This is a genomic window from Streptomyces sp. NPDC034049 (assembly GCF_055575575.1).
Genome location: NZ_JBVISJ010000017.1, coordinates 17655 through 38992 on the forward strand (window position 1 = coordinate 17655; position 21338 = coordinate 38992).

Below are 21338 nucleotides of genomic sequence, written 5' to 3' on the forward strand. Positions count from 1 at the left end.
AAGTGGGCCACCATGAGTGAGAACAGTGCTACGCGGATGCTCCGAGACGGTCAAAAAGACAGCCAAACGGACGTTCTGATCCAAGCATCCGATCTCCGCGCGCTGACGTCGGCCATGACCGCCGCCCGCGACGGCAGCTTCACGAAGGTCCCGGAGACGGGCCCCGCCCCGGTGGCGGAGCTGTGCGCCCTCTTCAACCAGATCATCGACCGCAGCACCCACTTCGGCAGCGAAGTGCAGCGGGTCCGGCGGGAGTTGGTGCGGCACGGCCGCCTCGACGAGCGGCTGTCGGCGAGCCCGGGCCAGGGTGCCTGGGCGACCCGGGTCGACGATGTGAACCAGACGCTGGACGCCCTGGTCGCCCCGGCCGCCAACGCCACCCGGGTGCTGGACGCGGTGGCCGGCGGCGACCTCACCCAGCGGGTCGACCTGCACGACGGCAACCGTCAACTGCGGGGCGACCTCAGGCGGTTGGGCCGCGCGGTGAACAAGATGGTCGACCAGCTGTCCCTGTTCACCGGCGAGGTGACCCGGGTGGCGCGCGAGGTCGGCACCGAGGGCCGGCTCGGCGGTCGGGCCAAGGTCCGTGGCCTGTCCGGGAGTTGGCGTGATGTGACCGAGGCGGTTAACACCATGGCCGCCCGGCTGACCGCGCAGGTGCGGGACATCGCCCTGGTGACCACCGCGGTGGCGCGCGGCGACCTCACCCGTACGGTGACGGTCGAGGCGACCGGTGAGTTGCTCGAACTGAAGCTCACCGTGAACACGATGGTCGACCAGCTCTCCGCCTTCGCCGACGAGGTCACCCGCGTGGCCCGCGAGGTCGGCACCGAGGGCCAGCTCGGCGGCCGGGCCCAGGTCCGGGGTGTCTCCGGGGTCTGGAAGGACCTCACCGACAACGTCAACTTCATGGCGTCGAACCTGACCTCGCAGGTCCGCAACATCGCCCAGGTGACCACGGCGGTGGCGAACGGCGACCTCAGCCAGAAGATCACCGTCGACGCGCAGGGCGAGATCCTGGAGCTGAAGTCCACCATCAACACGATGGTCGACCAGCTCTCCGCCTTCGCCGACGAAGTGACCAGGGTCGCCCGCGAGGTCGGCACCGAGGGCAACCTCGGCGGCCGGGCCCAGGTCCGGGGCGTCTCCGGCGTCTGGAAGGACCTCACCGACAACGTCAACTTCATGGCGGACAACCTGACCTCGCAGGTCAGGAACATCGCCCTCGTCTCCACGGCCGTCGCCCAGGGGGACCTCGGCAAGAAGATCACCGTCGAGGCCAAGGGCGAGATCCTGGAGCTGAAGTCCACCATCAACACGATGGTCGACCAGCTCTCCGCCTTCGCCGACGAGGTCACCCGGGTCGCTCGCGAGGTCGGCACCGAGGGCAACCTCGGCGGGCAGGCGCAGGTGCGGGGCGTCTCCGGGGTCTGGAAGGACCTCACCGACAACGTCAACTTCATGGCGCTGAACCTGACCTCGCAGGTCCGCAACATCGCGCAGGTGACGACCGCCGTCGCCAACGGCGACCTCTCCAAGAAGATCACCGTCGACGCGCGCGGCGAGATCCTGGAGCTGAAGGACACCGTCAACACCATGGTGGAGCAGCTGCGGGCCTTCGCCGACGAGGTGACGCGGGTGGCCCGCGAGGTCGGCACCGACGGCGCGCTCGGCGGCCGCGCCCAGGTGCTGGGCGTGTCCGGTGTGTGGCGGGACCTCACCGACAACGTCAACTACATGGCGGACAACCTGACCTCGCAGGTCCGCAACATCGCCCAGGTGACCACGGCGGTGGCGAACGGAGATCTCTCCAAGAAGATCGACGTGGACGCGCGCGGCGAGATCCTGGAACTGAAGACCGCCATCAACACGATGGTCGACACCCTCTCCTCCTTCTCCTCCGAGGTCACCCGGGTGGCCCGCGAGGTCGGCTCCGAGGGCCAACTCGGCGGCCAGGCACGGGTCGAGGGCGTCTACGGCACCTGGAAGCGTCTGACGACGAACGTGAACGAGCTCGCGTCGAACCTGACCACGCAGGTCCGCGCGATCGCCGAGGTCGCCTCCGCCGTGGCCCAGGGCGACATGTCGCGGTCGATCACGGTGGAGACGCAGGGCGAGGTCGCCGAGCTGAAGGACAACATCAACCTGATGGTGGCCAACCTCCGCGAGACCACCCGCGCGAAGGACTGGCTGGAGTCCAACCTCGCCCGGCTCGCCGCCCTGATGCAGGGCCACCGCGACCTGATGGAGGTCGCCGATCTGATCCTGCGTGAGCTGACGCCGCTGGTGAACGCCCAGTACGGCGCCTTCTACCTGGCCGACCCCGACGAGGACGGCGCGGCCCCGCTGCCGGTGGCGCCCACCAAGGGTCTCGCCTTCATCGCGGGCTACGGCGCGGCGCAGGGCGCGACCGTCGAGACCGGCGGCCTGCCGGTGCACGGCCTGGTCGCGCAGGCGGCCCGCGAGAAGAAGCGGATCCTGGTGGACGAGGCCCCACCCGGCTACATCAAGATCAACAGTGGTCTCGGGGAGGCCTCCCCGTCCAGCGTGGTGATCATCCCGATCCTCTTCGAGGACAAGCTCCTCGGGGTGATCGAGCTGGCGTCCTTCTCCCGCTTCTCCGACGTCCACCTGGCGTTCTTCGACCAGTTCGTGAACACCATCGGCGTCGCCATCAACACCATCATCGCCAACTCCCGCACCGAGTCCCTCCTCGGCGAGTCCCAGCGCCTCGCCATGCAGCTCCAGGAACGCTCGGACGAACTACAGATGCAGCAGGCGGAGTTGCAGCGCTCCAACGCCGAACTGGAGGAGAAGGCGGCCCTGTTGGCCACCTCCTCGCAGTACAAGTCGGAGTTCCTGGCGAACATGTCCCACGAGCTGCGCACCCCGCTCAACTCGCTGCTGATCCTGGCGCGGCTGCTCTCCGACAACCCGGACGGCCATCTCACCGACCAGGAGGTGCAGTTCGCGACCACGATCCACCGCTCGGGCTCCGACCTCCTCCAGCTGATCAACGACATCCTCGACCTCTCGAAGATCGAGGCGGGCCGGATGGACGTACGCCCGAAGCGCCTTCCGCTGATCAAGCTCCTGGACTACGTCCACGCCACGTTCCGTCCCCTCACCCTCGACCGGGGCCTGGCCTTCGAGGTGACGGTCGGCGAGGGCGTCCCGCGCGAGATGTACTCGGACGAGCAGCGCCTCCAGCAGATCCTGCGCAACCTCCTCTCGAACGCGATCAAGTTCACCGCGTCGGGCCGGGTCGAGCTCACCGTCAACCGCGTCAAGGACCCCGACCACCGCCACACCCGCGAGGACCACGACGAGGTGATCGCCTTCGCCGTCTCGGACACCGGCATCGGCATCGCGGCCGAGAAACTCCCGGTGATCTTCGAGGCGTTCCAGCAGGCCGACGGCACCACCAACCGCAAGTACGGCGGCACCGGCCTCGGTCTGTCCATCAGCCGGGAGATCGCCGGCCTGCTCGGCGGCCGCATCATCGCCGAGAGCGTCCCCGGCAAGGGCTCGACCTTCACCCTGTACGTCCCGGTCTTCAGCCCCGGCCACGGGGTGACCGGCCCGGTCGTCGAGGAGCACGGCAGCCTCGTCCCCGAGCAGCTGACCGCCGAGCCGTACCCGGCCGCGTACGACGACGACGTGCACGACAGCGACGACTCCTGGCCCGCGCCCACCAAGCTGGAGGCGTGGAAGGCGGGCCGCGCGGGGCAGGTCCTGCCGGGCCGCCGGGTGCTGATCGTCGACGACGACATCCGCAACGTCTTCGCGCTCACCCATGTCCTGGGCCGGGTCGGCATGCCCGTCCTGTACGCGGAGAACGGCCGCGAGGGCATCGAGACCCTGGAGCGCAACCCGGACGTCGAACTCGTCCTGATGGACATCATGATGCCGGAGATGGACGGCTACGAGACGATCTCCGCCATCCGCCGTACCCCCCGCTGGGCGGGCCTGCCCATCGTCGCCCTCACCGCCAAGGCGATGCCCGGCGACCGCGAGAAGTCGATCGCCCGCGGCGCCAACGACTACGTACCGAAGCCGGTGGACGTCGACCAGTTGCTCACCGTCGTCTGCGCGGTCCTGGACCCGGAGACCCCCCAGGTCCAGCAGGGCGCCGAGCCGTCCCCCGAGAAACGCACCGAAGAGAACGAGGCACCTTCACCATGACCCCTCAGGACCGGACCGACGCAGGCGCGGGCATCCTCCTCGTCGACGACATGGAGGACAACCTGCTCGCCCTGGAGGCCGTCCTGGCATCCCTCAACGAGCCGCTCGTCCGCGCCCGTTCGGGCGAGGAGGCGATGAAGGCCCTGCTGCGGCACCGCTTCGCCGTCGTCCTCCTCGACATCCGGATGCCCGGCATGGACGGCTTCGAGACCGCCGCCCACATCAAGCGTCTCGACCAGACCAAGGACGTCCCGATCATCTTCCTCACCGGCACGGACGCCGACACCGGCTACGCCTTCCGCGGCTACGCCACCGGCGCCGCCGACTACCTCACCAAGCCCTTCGACCCGTGGGTGTTACGGGCCAAGGTCAGCGTCTTCCTGGACCTGCACCGCAAGGCTCGCCAGCTGGAGACCCTGCTGACGAGCCGACGGGAACACGCGGACCAGGTGGACGCCCGCCTGGCGGCCCTGGAGAAGCAACTGGCCGCGCCTGCGCCGGACTTGACCGAGATACGCACGCAGATAGGTGAACTTCGAACCCTGGTGGAGAACAACCGCGCCCTTTAGGTGCGCGGGGAACTGCGCGACCAGCCACGACGATCCCGCAGCCGCCGAGCAGCCCCCGCCACCCCTGCCTCACGCGCTGGGCCTCAGGCGCTACGCCTCCCGAGCCCCCGCGTACATCTCATCGATGAGGTGCTGGTACTCCTTCTCCACCACCGGCCGCTTCAGCTTCAGGCTCGGCGTCAGCTCACCGTGCTCGACGTCGAGGTCCCGCGGCAACAACCGGAACTTCTTGATCGTCTGCCACCGCTGCAACCCCTGGTTGAGCTGCATGACGTACCCCTCGACCATCTCCACCGTCGCCGGCGCCGTGATGATCTCCTCGTACGACTTCCCGGCCAGCCCGTTCTCGGCGGCCCACCCCTGGAGGGACGGCTCGTCGAGCGCGACGAGCGCCGTGCAGAAGTTACGGTCCGCGCCGATCACCATCACGTTGGAGGTGAAGGGGCACAGCGACTTGAACTGGCCCTCGATCTCCGTCGGCGCGACGTACTTGCCGCCGGAGGTCTTGAACAGGTCCTTCTTCCGGTCGGTGATCCGCAGGTACCCGTCGGGCGACAGCTCCCCGATGTCCCCGGTGTGGAACCACCCGTCGGCCTCCAGCACCTCCGCCGTCTTCTCCGGCAGGCCGTGGTAGCCCTCCATCACACCGGGTCCGCGCAGCAGGATCTCGCCGTCGTCCGCGATCCGCACCTCGCAGCCGGGCAGCGGCTTGCCGACCGTGCCGGTGCGGTACGCCTCGCCCGGGTTCACGAAGGACGCCGCCGAGGTCTCCGTGAGGCCGTAGCCCTCCAGGATGTGGATGCCGGCGCCGGCGAAGAAGAACCCGATCTCGGGCGCCAGCGCCACCGACCCGGAGACACAGGCCCGCAGCCGGCCGCCGAACGCCTCACGGAGCTTGGCGTACACCAGCTTGTCGGCGATCTTGTGCTTCGCGCCGAGCGCGAACGGCACCGAGGCCGTGCCGGTGCGGCGGAAGTTGTCCTGGCTGGCCTTGGCGTACTCGCGGGAGACCCCGGCCGCCCACTGGAAGATCTTGTACTTGGCCGGGCCGCCCGCGCGCGCCTTGGCGACGACGCCGTTGTAGACCTTCTCGAAGATGCGCGGCACGGCCGCCATGTACGTCGGCTGCACCACCGGCAGATTCTCGATGATCTTGTCGATCCGGCCGTCGACCGCGGTGACGTGCCCGACCTCGATCTGACCGCTGGTGAGCACCTTGCCGAACACGTGCGCGAGCGGCAGCCACAGGTACTGCACATCCTCGCCACTGACCAGCCCGGTCGCGGCGATCGCCTTCGCCATGTACGACCAGTTGTCGTGCGGCAGCCGCACACCCTTGGGGCGGCCCGTGGTGCCCGAGGTGTAGATGAGGGTGGCCAGCTGGTCCTTGGTGATCGCGCCGACCTTCTCCGTGATCAGGTCGGGCTTCTTCTCCAGACACGCCGCGCCGCGCTTCTCCAGCTCGGCCAGGGAGAGGACCCAGTCCTCCGAGAGGTCCGCGCCCTCGGTGTCGATGACCACGACATGCGTCAGCTCGGGCAGCTCGGCCTTCTTCTCCCGGGCCTTGGCGAGCTGCGCCGCGTCCTCCGCGATGAGGACCCGGCTGGAGGAGTCCGAGAGGATGTACGCGGACTCCTCGGCGTTGGTCTGCGGATAGACGGTCGTGGTGGCGGCGCCGGCGCACATGATGCCGAGGTCGACGAGGATCCACTCGATGCGCGTCGACGAGGCGAGCGCGACCCGCTGCTCCGGCTGCACACCCAGCTCGATCAGTCCGGCCGCGACGGCGTAAACCCGTTCGGCCGACTCCGCCCAGGTCAGCGACTTCCAGTCGGAGGGTCCCTCCCCGGAGGCCGGTGGCACCGGGTAGCGGTATGCCTCGCCGTCGGGCGTGGCCGCCACGCGCTCGAGGAAGAGGGCCGCCACCGAGGGCGGACGGTTCTCGATCAGGGTCTGTGTGTCGCTCACGACATCCTCCGGGGCACGCGACAGTACAGCTGGCTCACGGACTGTGCGGCTGGCTCAAAGCGGCTGTTGTTTAACTCGCGAGTAACCATCGAGTGGTGATCAGGGTAGAGCGAGGTAGGCCGGTTGGTAAGGGGCGGCGGGTCGTCACTTTCCACCGAGAACGACCCTACGAACACACGCGGGCCCGTCGCGGCGACACGCGACAGGCCCACGCTCCACTCGAGTTTCCGGGGGTAACCAGTGGCTACTTCTTGCCCTTGCCGCTCCCGGCGCTGTCGTCACTGGACAGAACGGCGATGAAGGCCTCCTGCGGAACCTCCACAGAGCCCACCATCTTCATCCGCTTCTTGCCTTCCTTCTGCTTCTCCAGCAGCTTCCGCTTCCGGGAGATGTCACCGCCGTAGCACTTGGCGAGGACGTCCTTGCGGATGGCGCGGATGGTCTCGCGGGCGATGACCCGCGAGCCGATGGCCGCCTGGATGGGCACCTCGAAGGCCTGCCGCGGGATCAGCTCGCGCAGCTTGGCGACGAGCCGCACCCCGTACGCGTACGCCGCGTCCTTGTGCGTGATCGCCGAGAAGGCGTCCACCTTGTCGCCGTGCAGCAGGATGTCGACCTTGACCAGGCTGGAGGTCTGCTCACCCGTGGGCTCGTAGTCCAGCGAGGCGTACCCGCGCGTCTTCGACTTCAGCTGGTCGAAGAAGTCGAAGACGATCTCCGCGAGCGGCAGCGTGTACCGGATCTCGACCCGGTCCTCCGACAGGTAGTCCATGCCGAGCAGGGTGCCGCGCCGGGTCTGGCAGAGCTCCATGATCGAACCGATGAACTCGGTCGGGGCGAGGATCGTGGCGCGTACGACGGGCTCGTACACCTCGTTGATCTTGCCCTCGGGGAACTCGCTCGGGTTGGTGACCGTGTGTTCGGTGCCGTCCTCCATGACGACGCGGTACACGACGTTCGGCGCGGTGGCGATCAGGTCGAGCCCGAACTCGCGCTCCAGCCGCTCCCGGATCACATCCAGGTGCAGCAGCCCGAGGAAACCGACGCGGAAACCGAAGCCCAGCGCGGCGGACGTCTCCGGCTCGTACACCAGCGCGGCGTCGTTGAGCTGGAGCTTGTCGAGCGCGTCACGCAGCTCCGGGTAGTCGGACCCGTCCAGCGGATACAGGCCCGAGAAGACCATCGGCTTGGGGTCCTTGTACCCCCCGAGCGCCTCGGTCGCCCCCTTCACCTGGCTGGTGATCGTGTCACCGACCTTCGACTGCCGGACGTCCTTCACACCGGTGATGAGGTAACCCACCTCACCGACGGCCAGCCCGTCGGCCGGCAGCATCTCGGGCGAGTTGGTCCCGATCTCCAGCAGCTCGTGCGTCGCGCCGGTCGACATCATCCGGATCCGCTCACGCTTGTTGAGCTGCCCGTCGATCACACGGACGTACGTGACCACGCCCCGGTACGAGTCGTACACCGAGTCGAAGATCATCGCGCGGGCGGGCGCGTCCTTGACACCGACCGGCGCCGGAACCTCCGCCACGACCCGGTCGAGCAGCGCGTCGACCCCCACACCCGTCTTGGCGCTGACCTTCAGCACGTCCGCGGGGTCGCAGCCGATGAGGTTCGCCAGCTCCTCGGAGAACTTCTCCGGCTGCGCGGCCGGCAGGTCGATCTTGTTCAGAACGGGAATGATCTTGAGGTCGTTCTCCATCGCCAGATACAGGTTGGCGAGGGTCTGGGCCTCGATCCCCTGGGCCGCGTCGACCAGGAGGACGGTCCCCTCACAGGCCGCCAGCGACCGCGACACCTCGTACGTGAAGTCGACGTGCCCGGGGGTGTCGATCATGTTGAGGATGTGCGTGTTGCCCGGATCGTCGGTCGGCGCCCAGGGCAGACGCACCGCCTGGGACTTGATCGTGATTCCGCGCTCACGCTCGATGTCCATGCGGTCGAGGTACTGAGCACGCATCTGTCGCTGCTCGACCACACCGGTCAGCTGGAGCATCCGGTCGGCGAGCGTGGACTTGCCGTGGTCGATGTGCGCGATGATGCAGAAGTTGCGGATCAGAGCCGGGTCGGTACGGCTCGGCTCGGGCACATGGCTAGGGATCGCGGGCACGCAGGGTCCTGATTCTTGAGGCGTCCGCAGCCGTCTGCGGTCTCGGGTCGGATCGGGTCTGGCGGGTCTGTACGTAGGCACCATGGTCCCACGGGTGGAGGGCTGCGACCGGTTTGGGCCGACGCGAGAGCTGCTGGTAACGTGGGCCGCTGTGTCTCATGCCCTCTCTGCAGGAGACACAGTCAAGGAAAACCAAGCTCAAACCAAGCTGAAAAGGCTCCTTCGTGGCGAACATCAAGTCCCAGATCAAGCGGAACAAGACGAACGAGAAGGCGCGCCTGCGCAACAAGGCCGTCAAGTCGTCGCTCAAGACCGCGATCCGCAAGGCCCGTGAGGCCGCTGCCGCGGGTGACCTCGAGAAGGCCACCGAGTACCAGCGCGCTGCCGCGCGTCAGCTCGACAAGGCCGTCTCGAAGGGCGTCATCCACAAGAACCAGGCCGCCAACAAGAAGTCGGCGCTTGCTTCCAAGGTCGCTACCCTCAAGGGCTGAGCTTCACCTTTGATCTGATCGTCGGCTGGACCCGAGCGGGCCCTCTCTCTCCGCTCCCACCCGACACCCCGGATCCGCACGCGGCCTGCGTTCGCCACGCGGGTGCGGATCCCACATCTCGAACCGAAAGCCCCACCCCACGCCCCTTCCCCGGGGCACGGGATGGGGCTTTTGGCGTTTGTCGGGGGTGCGGGGGGCGGGGCGCCGGGGGACCTGGGGCGGCTTCGGGAGGCGGCGGTGCTGGTAGGGCATGGGGCGACTGCAGGCTTTTCAGGGGCGCGGGGAACTGCGCGACAAGCCCCAACGCGCCCGCACGTACTTACTCACCTCAGGACCAGCCGGTCGCCCCGGCCGCCGCCCCCGACGGCCCCCTGCTGCCCCCACACGGCCCCCTTACTGCCCGCCCCCTCCCCTCCCCCTCTTCTTCCCCTCGTCCCCGACGCGCCGAAGCCGACCGGCGTCGACCGGGGCCGACCGGGGTCGACCGGGGTCGAAGGGGCAGCGCCCCTGGAGGACGGGACGGGTAGGGGCGGCGGGGGCGAAAACTCACCCTCGACGCGACCGAGCCGCCCGCGCGATCACCACAACCGCCTTCTCCAACGCGTACTCGGGATCATCGCCCCCACCCTTGACCCCGGCATCCGCCTCCGCGACCGCCCGCAACGCCACAGCCACCCCCTCCGGCGTCCACCCCCGCATCTGCTGCCGCACCCGATCGATCTTCCACGGCGGCATCCCCAACTCCCGCGCGAGATCCCCCGGCCGCCCACCCCGCGCCGACGACAACTTCCCGATCGCCCGCACCCCCTGAGCCAACGCACTGGTGATCAACACCGGCGCCACCCCCGTCGCCAGCGACCACCGCAGCGCCTCCAACGCCTCCGCCGCCCGCCCCTCGACGGCCCGATCGGCCACCTCGAAGCTCGACGCCTCGGCCCGCCCGGTGTAGTACCGCCCGACCACCGCCTCGTCGATCGTCCCCTCGACGTCCGACACCAACTGCGACGCCGCCGACGCCAACTCCCGCAGATCACTCCCGATCGCGTCGACGAGCGCCTGGCACGCCTCCGGCGTCGCGGACCGCCCGAGCGTCCGGAACTCTCCCCGCACGAACGCCAGCCGATCCCCCGGCTTCGTCATCTTGGGGCACGCCACCTCCCGCGCCCCGACCTTGCGCGCGGCGTCCAGCAGCCCCTTGCCCTTGGCGCCGCCCGCGTGCAGCAGCACCAGGGTGATCTCCTCGGCGGGAGCCCCCAGATACGCCTTCACGTCCTTGACCGTGTCGGCGGACAGATCCTGCGCGTTCCGCACGACCACGACCTTGCGCTCCGCGAAGAGCGACGGACTCGTCAGCTCGGCGAGCGTGCCGGGCTGCAACTGGTCCGAGGTCAGATCCCGCACATCCGTGTCGGCGTCCGCGGCCTTCGCCGCGGCCACCACCACCTGCACAGCCCGGTCGAGCAGCAACTCCTCCTGCCCCACGGCCAACGTCACGGGGGCGAGAGGATCATCGTTCACAGTCTTCTTGGCCATCCCGCACAGCATCCCACGGCCCACTGACAACCCGACCGCCCACCGACCACCCCTGCCGGCACGGGGCCCCCGACACGGACGACACGAGCTGGGCGGCGTGGGCGTTGACGACGGCGGGGCGCAGGTCTGCATCGACGAGGACGACGCCCCAGGCCGCCCCGGCCGCCGACCGAACGGCAGGAGCGACGGAAGCGGCGCGAGCGGCGGGAGCGGCAGGAGCGGCAGGAGCGGCCAATCTACGGCTCCTCCCTCCACCCCTCCCACTCCCCCGCGAACTCGTCCAACGCCACCGGATCAAGCCGCTCCCGCTCGTCCCGCAGCACCACCAGCCACTGCGCGTCCTCGGCGTCGTCCTCCCCCGCCAACGCGTCCCGCACCAGCTGCGGCTCCTCATCCAGCCCGAACCGCTCCCCCAGCACCTCGACGACCTCCTCGGCCGCGTCCCGGTCCGGCAACACCAACACATGCCTCACATCACTCACACCCCCATCTTCCGCCACCCACCTGGGGCCCCTCCCCTCCCCTCCCCTCCCCGCCCGCCCGCCCCCCGGGGCCTGGCCCCCACCCCACGCCCCACTACCCCACCCCGCGCCCCACCCCCACCTCCGGCACCCTGTCCAGCCGCACCCCGAAGCGGTCCCGGTACACCGCCAGCACCTCCGCGTCCGAGCCCAGCTCGGTCACCTCGCGGGCGCCCTCCGCCGAGGTGATGGTGAACGTGCGACCGCTCAGGGTGACGCGACCGCCGTCCTCCGTGAGCCGTGAGCACACCAAGGACTGCGTGAAGTGCGAGGCCGGCGAGGTGCAGTGCCACCAGGCCCCGGCCACGAAGTCCCCGAGCACCCTCGGCCTCGTCTCCAGCCGGTACTGGGGCTTGCCGTTGCGGAACACGTCCAGGTCCCCGAACTCCCGGCCCCCGCTCTCCCGGTCCGCCTCCGCCACCCGGAACCTGCCTCCCGGATCCTCCTGCTCCGCCCGGTTACCGAACTCCAGCGGATAGTGGCTGTTCGCCCCGAACCCGACATCGGCCAGCCAGTCGCCCCCGTCCACTGTCCGCACCCGCAGCGCGAGATGGTCGAACGGGATGCCGAGCCGCCCCTCCTCGCCGTACACCCGAGCCGCGAGCAGCGTCACATCGAACCCCAGCTTCGAGAGCAACGCCCCGAACAGCCCGTTCAGTTCGAAGCAGAACCCGCCCCGGCGCTCCCCGACCACCTTGTCCAGCAGCCGCTTCTCCTCCAGGACGATCTGCTCACCGAGGTGGATCGACAGGTTCTCGAACGGCACCGACCGCAGATGGCGCAGGTGCAGTTCACGCAGTACGTCGACAGTCGGCCAGGCCTGCTGCTCGGCCCCGAGACGGCGAAGGTAGGCGTCAAGCTCTGCGGTGTCCATGCCCTCAGTCTCTCGCCACGAGCAACTCCTCCGCCGTACCCGCGACGGCGACCGCCCCGTCCTCGTCCGTACGCAGCACCGTGGCACCCCCGGCCCGCAGCGCCGCGACCGTGCTGGGCGCCGGATGGCCGTACGGGTTGTCCTCGCCCACGGAGATGAGTGCCAGCTCGGGGGCCATGGCCCGTATCAGCCCCGGATCCTGGTAGGCCGAACCGTGGTGGGCGACCTTGACCACGTCCACGGCTCCCAGTGCGGCGGCCTCCGGAGACCTCGCCAGCTCTCTCTGGCCGGGCGGTTCCAGGTCGCCGAGGAGCAGCAGGGTCAGCCCGGCCGAGCGGACGAGCATGGTCACGCTGGCATCGTTCGGCCCGTCCGGCGCGGCCTGGTCCCCCGGCGGCCACAGCACCCGCCAGGTGAGGCTGCCCGTGCGCCGTTCCTCCCCGGCCACGGCCCGCGTCAGCGGGATCCGCCGGGCCGCCGCCTCCCTGCGCACGAACGCGGCCTGCTCCACCGGCTCCTCGAACCCCGTCGTCGCGATCGCCCCCACCGAGCGCCCCCGCAGCACTCCCGGCAGCCCCATCACATGGTCGGCGTGGAAGTGGGTGAGGACCACCAACGGGATCTCGGTGATGCCGAGCGAGGTCAGACAGCGGTCGACCAGCACCGGATCGGGGCCCGCGTCCACGACCACCCCGGCCCCCTCGCCCGCCGCGAGGACGGTCGCGTCCCCCTGACCCACGTCGCACATCACGAAGCGCCACCCCGGCGGCGGCCAGCCCGTGATCACCCTGGTCAGCGGCGGCGGCTGCACCACGACCAGCAGGAACGCCATCAGGCAGGCCCCCACCAGCCACGGACGGCTCACCAGCCGCCGTCCGACGAGGACGACGACCACCGTGACCAGGCCCAGCAGCAGCGCGCCGGCCCAGCTGCCCGGCCAGTCCACGCCCGCGCCGGGCAACGACGCCCCCGTCCGGGCGATGTCGGCGATCCAGCCGGCCGGCCAACTCGCGCACCAGGCAAGGCACTCGGCCACGGGCATCGCCACCGGTGCCGTCGCCAGGGTGGCGAACCCCAGCACCGTCGCCGGGGCCACCGCGAACTCCGCCAGCAGATTGCACGGCACCGCCACCAGGCTCACCTTGGCCGACAGCACCGCCACCACCGGCGCACACACCGCCTGCGCGGCTCCCGCCGCCGCCAGCGCCTCGGCCGGGCGTGGTGGCACCCGGCGCCGCTGGAGCGCCGCACTCCAGCGCGGGGCGAGAGTGAGCAGGGCGCCGGTCGCGAGGACGGACAACAGGAAGCCGTAACTGCGGGCCAGCCACGGGTCGTACAGCACCAGCAGCAGCACCGCTGTCGCCAGTGCCGGAATGAGGGACCTGCGGCGTCCGGTCGCGATGGCCAGCAGCGCGATCGAACCGCACGCCGCGGCCCGCACCACGCTCGGGTCGGGCCGGCACACGATCACGAACCCGAGGGTCAGCGCCCCACCGGCCAGCGCGGTCGCCCGCAACGGGATCCCGAGCCGAGGCGCCAGCCCCTTCCGCTCGGCCCGCTGAGCCAGCCCCGGCGGGCCGATGAAGAGGGCCAACAGGATTGTGAAGTTCGCACCGCTGACAGCCAGGAGATGGGTGAGATCCGTCGCCTTGAACGCCTCGTCCAACTCCGCCGGTACCCGCGAGGTGTCCCCCACGACGAACCCGGGCAGCAGCGCCCGCGCGTCCGCGTCCAGCCCGTCGGTCGCCTTCCGCAGCCCCGCGCGCAACCGCCCCGCGACCCGCTGCACCGCGCTCGCCTCCTGCACCACGACCGGAGCGCCACCGCCCCGCACCCGCAGCACGCCTGCCACCCGGTCTCCCCCGACCATGGCCGGCACAGCCTGCGCCCCCACCCGCACCCGCGTGGACGGCAGCAGCGAGAGCCAGGCCGCCCTGCGCGGCCCCGCCTCCACGTCGACGATGACCAGCACCGGCGTCCGCGTGTCGACGACCACCCCGTCCGGGCTCCGTACACGCCGCACCTCGGCCTGAAGGAGCACCGCGGCCGGGGCCGCGCGGTGGCCCTGGACCCGGGGGCGGGTGAGGCGCGGGTCGGAGGTGAGCTCCACATCCGCGGTCACCCGGGCGTACCGCTCGACCAGCCCCGGGACCGGCCCCCGGCGCAGATCCGCCCCGTGCATCCCGGCAGAGGCGGCCGCCGCACCCGCACAGAGGAGCACCGCGGCCACGGACACCTTCGTCCAGGCCCCACTCCCAAGCCCGCGCCCGGGCCTCCGTCCCTGCCCCTGTCCCTGCCCCTGTCCCTGTCCCTGCCCCTGCCCCTGTCGGCAGACCAGCAGAGCCACCCCCACCACCCCACAGACCACGACCACGCCCGTGACCCATCCCGGCGAGGCGTGCACCGTCAGGGCCGCAGTCGCCCAGGCGGCCAGCGCCGGTGGGACGAGGCGCAGATCCGTGGGCCCCTCCTGCCTAGGGTGCGCGTCGCCCAGACGGCGGCCGGAGGCCGCGTGCACGGCGGATCGCAGCGGAGCACCAGGCACCCCTGCCCCCGCAGGCCCCGCCCCCGCAGCCGCCCTCTCCTCCTCTCCCGTCGCCCTCATGGCCGTACGAGATTCCGTAGGTCGGCGAAGCGGCGGTCGCCGATGCCGTTGACCTCACGCAGCTCGTCCACCGAGCGGAAGCCGCCCTGCTGAGTGCGGTAGTCGATGATGTGCTGGGCGAGGACGGGGCCCACGCCGGGCAGTGTGTCCAGTTGGTCGGCGGTGGCCGTGTTGAGCGACACAGGGGTCGTGGGCACCGCTCCGGCCGCGGCACCGCCTGTGCCGGCCGTGACACCACCGCTCCCGCCCGCTCCCGCCCCTGGCGCCGCGCCCGGTCCGGCCACCGGCGCCGGAGTGCCGACCAGGACCTGTTCGCCGTCCACGAGGAGCCGGGCGCGGTTGAGCCCGTCGGTGTTCGCACCCGGCCGCACCCCGCCCGCTGCCCGCAGCGCGTCGGCGACCCGCGAACCGGCCGGCAGCCGTTGGATACCCGGTCTGCGCACCTTGCCGCCGACGTCCACCACGATCGAAGGGCCGGCCGTGGGAGCCCCCACCCCCGGCGGGGCACCCGACACCGCCGCCGCGCCGCCGTCCCCGCCGAAAGGTGCCTCCGCGCCCCCTGGCACCACCGACGCGCCTGGGGCTCCCGCCCGCACCACCTCGGGCGCGCTCACCGGCTGGGGCCGGCCCGCCCAGAAGTGCTGTGCCGCGAACACCGCCCCGGCAACCAGCACCACACTCAGCGCGACCACGCTCTTGCGCTCGATGCCGCACCGCGTCTGCAACCACAGCGGCAGTCGCTCCCGCACGGCAGGCCCCACCCGCTCGCGCCACACCCCGCTCGCATCCCGACCCACGGCGCCGTCGTCGACTACGGCAGCGGATGCGGGCACGCCCGCACCGTCGGCAGCGGAAGCAGTCTCAGGCGAGTCACCACCGACCGGACCGGACCCACCCCTGCCGTCGGGCCCTCGACCAGACGCGACCCACCCGTCGACGTCACCAGCAGACGCGACCCGCCCATCGACGCCACGACCAGGCGCAACCCCACCGTCGGCCTCACTCCCCGACCTCCCCCGACGCCCCTCCGACGGCGGCCCATGCCCCAACTCCCTTGGCTCCCCAGCCGTTTCGGGAAACAAGGCCTCCGCGCGCAGGCGGAGTGTCTCCGCCGAGGCCTGGTGGCGGCGGCCGGCTCGGCCTCGCGGTCGCCTTGGGTGGTGGTGCCGGGCGCGCCCGTCGGAAGAGGGGCCCCGGCCGGGGCCGCTGGTGACCGTCGCCGTGCGTGAACGTGATCGAAGTGCCATGCGACGAGGATCGGGCAGACTCACCCACTCGCGATGATCTTGCTCAATTCCCGTGGATTACCACCCAGTTGTGGATAACTCCGTCACCCACCCGAGCGAACGCCCCCGAGGCGAGCTACCTCAACCGGCTCACCAACCGCACTCACCGCACTCACCGCACCCACCGCACCCACCTCATCGAGGCGAGACGACCACTCCCAGCAACCCAGGCCCCGTGTGCGCCCCGATCACCGCCCCGACCTCGCTCACGTGCAGATCGGCCAGCCCCGGTACCCGGCCCCGCAGCCGCTCCGCGAGCGCGGAGGCCCGCTCGGGCGCAGCGAGGTGGTGGACGGCGATGTCGACCGGCGCCCCACCCGCCCGCTCGGCGACGATCTCCTCCAGGCGGGCGATCGCCTTGGACGCCGTTCTGACCTTCTCCAGCATCTCGATGCGGCCGCCGTCCAGCTGGAGCAGCGGCTTGACCGCCAACGCGGACCCGAACAGCGCCTGGGCCGCACCGATCCGTCCGCCCCTGCGGAGGTAGTCCAGGGTGTCGACGTAGAAGAACGCGGACGTCCCCGCGGCCCGCTTCTCGGCGGCCGTGACGGCTTCGTCCACCGTGCCGCCCGCCTCGGCGGACTCGGCGGCGGCGAGGGCGCAGAATCCGAGGGCCATCGCGACCATCCCGGTGTCCACGACGCGCACCGGCACGGGTGCCTCACGTGCCGCGAGCACAGCCGCGTCGTACGTGCCCGAGAACTCGGCCGAGAGGTGGAGGGAGACGATGCCCGTGGCGCCCGACTCCGCGACCCTGCGGTAGGTCTCGGCGAACAGTTCGGGGCTGGGGCGGGAGGTGGTGACGGACCGTCGTTTCTGCAGCGCCTGGGCGAGGGAACGCGCCGAGATCTCGGTCCCCTCTTCGAGCGCCTGGTCGCCGAGGACCACGGTCAACGGCACCGCGGTGATGTGGTGACGCTCCATCGCCGGCGGCGGCAGGTAGGCCGTTGAATCGGTGACGATCGCGACATGGCGGGACATGAGCTGGAGGTTACCCGCCGAGCCGTGTGGACGGCAGCCCGGCCCCTGTCACCCGCGACCGCACGGGGCGGTCCGACCGGGGCGAACGGCTCAAGTGGTGCTCTCCGGGCGGGGCTTCTTCTGCCACGGGTAGGTCGGCCGCGCGCTCGGCGGCGTGATCGCGGGCCTGGGCGGTTCCTGCCCACCGGAGGGCTCCGCGCTGCGAGACGACGCACCCCCACCGGCCCCGGACCCGGCACCGCCCGACCCGGGAGTCTCCTGCCAGGTCTGGCCGGTGGAGGCGGTCGGCTCGGGTTTGGGCGCCTCGGGCCACACGTCGGCGGGTTCCGTGGTCCAGTGGCGCAACGCGCCCGCCTCGACGTCGATCTGTGCGCTGAGTGTGTCGAGGTCGTCCTCCGCGAACTTGCGGGCGCGGTCGTGCGCCGCCCAGCGCAGCGAGTCGGCGGACTTGATGATCCGCTCCGTACGCTCGCGCAGCGCGGGCAGCCGCTGGGCCACCTTGGCGCGGTCGGGCTCGGGCTCCAGGCGCCGCAGTTCGGCGTCCAGCTCCTTGCCGTGCTTGCTGAGCTGGTCGAAGAGGGCCAGGGACTCCTTCAGCGACTCGTCCTCGCCCACGCCCGCGTGCAGGGCCTCCTGGGTGGCCCGCATGGAGGTGCGCAACTTGAGCCGCAGGTCGGCCAGTTGCCCGACGGGGCCGGGCTGGGCCAGGCTTCTGGCGCGCAGGGTGGTGTCCTCGACGGTGCGCTTGGCCTGCGTGATCGTGCGGTCCACGCCGCGCTTGGCCGCTCCGACCGCCTTCACCGTGGCGTATACGCCCAGCACCACGAACAGCACGAAGAACAGGGCGACGACTGCGATGACGGCTTCCACGACGCGCTCCTCCTCCGACCGGCACGGGCATGTGCAGCGGCACTCTTCCACGGTAAACGCAACAGGCAGGCCCCAGGTTCCATCGGAACCCGGAACCTGCCCGTAGGGGACGACCCCGAACCGCCACCGGTCCTCACACGAACCGCCACCGACGGCCGTAGCACGAACCGCCACGGCCCTCGCGCGAACCGTCACTCATCGACAGCGCTGCGTCCACCGGCAGACACAAGCAGTCACCGCCGAGCCCTCACAGCCGGTCACGGACTCCCCGCTGACCGCGCCGCACTCACGTAACGATGTTCACCAGCTTCGGCGCCCGCACGATCACCTTCCGGATCGGCGCCCCGGCCAGCGCCGCGACCACCTTCTCGTCGCCCAGGGCCACCTTCTCCAGCTCCTCCTCGGAGATGGTCGGCGGCACCTCCAGGCGGGCCTTGACCTTGCCCTTGATCTGGACGACGCAGGTGACGGCCTCGTCGACGACGTACGCGGGGTCGGCGACGGGGAAGTCCCGGTGCACGACCGAGTCGTCGTGTCCCAGCTTGCGCCACAGTTCCTCGGCGATGTGCGGGGCCAGCGGGGCGACCAGCAGGACCAGGGCCTCGGCGACGGAACGGGACACCGGGCCGCCGACCTTCGTCAGGTGGTTGTTCAGCTCGGTGATCTTGGCGATCGCGGTGTTGAAGCGCAGGCCCTCCAGGTCCTGGCGGACACCGTCGACGGCCTTGTGCAGCACCCGCAGGGTGTCCTCGCCGGGCTCGGTGTCGACGACCGTCACCTCGCCGGTGTTCTCGTCGACGACGTTGCGCCACAGCCGCTGCAGCAGCCGGAACTGGCCGACCACCGCGCGCGTGTCCCACGGCCGGGAGACGTCCAGCGGACCCATCGCCATCTCGTACAGGCGCAGCGTGTCCGCGCCGTACTCCTCGGCGATCGACTCGGGAGTGACGGCGTTCTTCAGGGACTTGCCCATCTTGCCCAGCAGGCGGCTGACCTTCTCGCCCTGGTAGTAGTAGGCGCCGTCGCGCTCCTCCACCTCGGCGGCCGGCACGGCGAAGCCACGGCTGTCGCGGTAGACGAACGCCTGGATCATGCCCTGGTTGAACAGCTTGTGGAACGGCTCGGCCGACGAGACGTGCCCCAGGTCGAACAGGACCTTGGACCAGAAGCGCGCGTACAGCAGGTGCAGCACGGCGTGCTCGGCGCCGCCGACGTACAGGTCGACCCCGCCGTGCGGCTGGCCCTCGCGCGGGCCCATCCAGTACTGCTCGATCTCCGGGTCGACCAGCTTCTCGGAGTTGTGCGGGTCCAGGTAGCGCAGCTCGTACCAGCAGGAACCGGCCCAGTTGGGCATGGTGTTGGTCTCGCGGCGGTAGGGGCGCGGACCGCGGCCGTCGCCCAGGTCCAGCGTGACGTTCACCCAGTCGGCGTTGCGCGACAGGGGGGTCTCGGGCTGGGTGTCGGCGTCGTCCGGGTCGAAGGTGCGCGGGCTGTAGTCCTCGACCTCGGGCAGCTCCAGCGGCAGCATCGACTCGGGCAGCGGGTGGGCGACGCCGTCCTCGTCGTAGACGATCGGGAAGGGCTCGCCCCAGTAGCGCTGGCGGCTGAACAGCCAGTCGCGCAGTCGGAAGTTGACGGTGCCCTCGCCGATGCCCTTGCGCTCCAGCCACTCGGTGATGCGGGCCTTGGCGTCGGCGACGGGCAGCCCGTCCAGGGAGATCTCGGCGTTGGAGGAGTTGATGATCTTCGCGTCGTACGAGGCGAAGGCCTCCTCCCACGTGGAGGTGTCCGTGCCGCGGCCGTCGGTCGGGTCGACGATGCAGGTGATCGGCAGTTCGAAGGCGCGGGCGAACTCGAAGTCGCGCTGGTCGCCCGCGGGGACGGCCATGATCGCGCCGGTGCCGTAGCCCATCAGGACGTAGTCGGCGATGAAGACCGGGACCCGCTCGCCGTTGACCGGGTTGGTGGCGTACGAGCCGGTGAAGACGCCGGTCTTGTCCTTGGCCTCGGCCTGCCGCTCGACGTCGGACTTGGAGGCGGCCTGCGCGCGGTAGGCGGCGACGGCCTCGGCGGGGGTCGCGTGACCGCCGGTCCACACGTCGTGGGTGCCCTCGGGCCAGGCGTCCGGGGTGAACTTGTCGACCAGCGGGTGCTCGGGGGCCAGCACCATGTAGGTCGCGCCGAACAGGGTGTCGGGGCGGGTGGTGAAGACGGTGATGCGCTCGCCGTCGATCGGGAAGTCGACGCGGGCACCCTCGGAGCGGCCGATCCAGTTGCGCTGCTGCAGCTTGATGGCCTCGGGCCAGTCCAGCTCGTTCAGGTCCTCCAGCAGACGGTCGGCGTAGGCCGTGATCCGCATGTTCCACTGGCGCAGCTTGGCCTTGAAGACGGGGAAGTTGCCGCGCTCGGAGCGGCCGTCGGCGGTGACCTCCTCGTTGGCCAGCACGGTGCCCAGGCCGGGGCACCAGTTGACCGGCGCGTCGGAGGCGTACGCCAGGCGGTACTCGCCCAGGACGTCGGCGCGTTCAGCGGCGCTCAGCGCGCTCCAGGAGCCGCCGCCGGGCAGCGCGCGCTCGCCGGACTCGAACTGGGCGACCAGCTCGGCGATCGGGCGGGCCTTCCTCGCCTCGTCGTCGTACCAGGAGTTGAAGATCTGCAGGAAGATCCACTGGGTCCACTTGTAGTACTCCGGGTCGATCGTGGCGAACGACCGGCGCTTGTCGTGGCCCAGGCCCAGCCGGCGCAGCTGGGACTTCATGTTGGCGATGGCGGCCTCGGTGGTGACCCGGGGGTGCTCGCCGGTGGCCACGGCGTGCTGTTCGGCGGGCAGGCCGAAGGCGTCGAAGCCCAGGGTGTGCAGGACGTTGTGGCCGGTCATCCGCTGGTAGCGGGCGAAGACGTCGGTCGCGATGTAGCCCAGGGGGTGGCCGACGTGCAGGCCCGCGCCGGAGGGGTACGGGAACATGTCCATGATGAACTTCTTGGGCTTGGCGGCCGTCGTCGCGTCGCCCGCCAGGTCGCCCGTGGGGTTCGGCGCCGCGTACGTGCCGTCGGCGTCCCAGAAGTCCTGCCAGCGTGCCTCGATCTCGGCCGCGACGGCGGCCGTGTAGCGGTGCGCGGCCACCTCGGCGGCAGCGGGGTTCGTCTCGCTCATGATCCTCAAAGCTCCATCGATCGTCTCTGCCGGCGGACTGTTCGTCCAGGAAACGAAAAATCCCCTCGCACAGGAGGGGACGCCGCGCTGATGCCGACCACGCCGTCAACGGCGGTCGGGACTGATCAGCGCGGCCCGCTAAGCAGAAGGCGTACGGCACGCATGCGGTCAGGGTACCGCAGCCCCGA

13 protein-coding genes are annotated in these 21338 nt (G+C 70.7%); 3 read left to right on the forward strand and 10 right to left on the reverse strand.

The window, feature by feature from the left end; translation table 11 throughout:
• The first annotated feature begins 36 nt into the window (after positions 1 to 36).
• Both ACZ52C_RS35135 and ACZ52C_RS35140 read left to right on the forward strand, forming a co-directional pair.
• Positions 37 to 4185: a HAMP domain-containing protein gene (locus tag ACZ52C_RS35135; protein WP_469078716.1), complete on the forward strand. Its 4149-nt coding sequence runs from the start codon at positions 37 to 39 to the stop codon at positions 4183 to 4185.
• Complete coding sequence (locus ACZ52C_RS35140) at positions 4182 to 4754, forward strand: response regulator (protein ID WP_469078599.1); 573 nt, start codon at positions 4182 to 4184, stop codon at positions 4752 to 4754. The genes ACZ52C_RS35135 and ACZ52C_RS35140 overlap by 4 nt, the downstream gene beginning before the upstream one ends.
• Positions 4755 to 4844: 90 nt before the next feature.
• Here the strand turns inward: ACZ52C_RS35140 and ACZ52C_RS35145 are convergent, their stop codons facing one another.
• Positions 4845 to 6722: an AMP-dependent synthetase/ligase gene (locus tag ACZ52C_RS35145; RefSeq protein WP_469078600.1), complete on the reverse strand. Its 1878-nt coding sequence runs from the start codon at positions 6720 to 6722 to the stop codon at positions 4845 to 4847.
• Positions 6723 to 6966: 244 nt separating this feature from the next.
• Positions 6967 to 8835 (reverse strand): translation elongation factor 4, encoded by a 1869-nt coding sequence (lepA, locus tag ACZ52C_RS35150; RefSeq protein ID WP_469078601.1) that lies wholly within the window; start codon positions 8833 to 8835, stop codon positions 6967 to 6969.
• Positions 8836 to 9059: 224 nt separating this feature from the next.
• On the opposite strand from lepA, the gene rpsT reads away from it, so the two are divergent.
• Positions 9060 to 9326 (forward strand): 30S ribosomal protein S20, encoded by a 267-nt coding sequence (gene rpsT, locus ACZ52C_RS35155; RefSeq protein WP_086799447.1) that lies wholly within the window; start codon positions 9060 to 9062, stop codon positions 9324 to 9326.
• A gap of 546 nt (positions 9327 to 9872) precedes the next feature.
• On the opposite strand, the gene holA is transcribed toward rpsT, so the two are convergent.
• The 8 genes from holA to leuS all read right to left on the reverse strand — a co-directional run bounded on the left by holA (position 9873) and on the right by leuS (position 21150).
• Entirely contained in the window at positions 9873 to 10859 is a 987-nt protein-coding gene (gene holA, locus ACZ52C_RS35160; RefSeq protein WP_469078602.1) for a DNA polymerase III subunit delta, read from the reverse strand.
• A 236-nt stretch (positions 10860 to 11095) separates the two neighbouring features.
• Positions 11096 to 11341 (reverse strand): hypothetical protein, encoded by a 246-nt coding sequence (locus ACZ52C_RS35165; protein WP_469078603.1) that lies wholly within the window; start codon positions 11339 to 11341, stop codon positions 11096 to 11098.
• A 94-nt stretch (positions 11342 to 11435) separates the two neighbouring features.
• Complete coding sequence (locus ACZ52C_RS35170) at positions 11436 to 12254, reverse strand: arylamine N-acetyltransferase family protein (RefSeq protein ID WP_469078604.1); 819 nt, start codon at positions 12252 to 12254, stop codon at positions 11436 to 11438.
• 4 nt (positions 12255 to 12258) lie between these two features.
• Positions 12259 to 14772, reverse strand: a complete 2514-nt coding sequence (locus ACZ52C_RS35175) for a ComEC/Rec2 family competence protein (protein WP_469078717.1) — start codon at positions 14770 to 14772, stop codon at positions 12259 to 12261.
• 83 nt (positions 14773 to 14855) lie between these two features.
• Positions 14856 to 16106: a ComEA family DNA-binding protein gene (locus tag ACZ52C_RS35180; RefSeq protein WP_469078605.1), complete on the reverse strand. Its 1251-nt coding sequence runs from the start codon at positions 16104 to 16106 to the stop codon at positions 14856 to 14858.
• 174 nt (positions 16107 to 16280) lie between these two features.
• Positions 16281 to 17126: a DegV family protein gene (locus ACZ52C_RS35185; protein ID WP_469078606.1), complete on the reverse strand. Its 846-nt coding sequence runs from the start codon at positions 17124 to 17126 to the stop codon at positions 16281 to 16283.
• Between the two features lie 90 nt (positions 17127 to 17216).
• Positions 17217 to 17996, reverse strand: coding sequence for a hypothetical protein (locus tag ACZ52C_RS35190; RefSeq protein ID WP_469078607.1), 780 nt, complete (start codon positions 17994 to 17996; stop codon positions 17217 to 17219).
• A 286-nt stretch (positions 17997 to 18282) separates the two neighbouring features.
• Entirely contained in the window at positions 18283 to 21150 is a 2868-nt protein-coding gene (gene leuS, locus ACZ52C_RS35195; RefSeq protein ID WP_469078608.1) for a leucine--tRNA ligase, read from the reverse strand.
• Between the last annotated feature and the right edge of the window lie 188 nt (positions 21151 to 21338).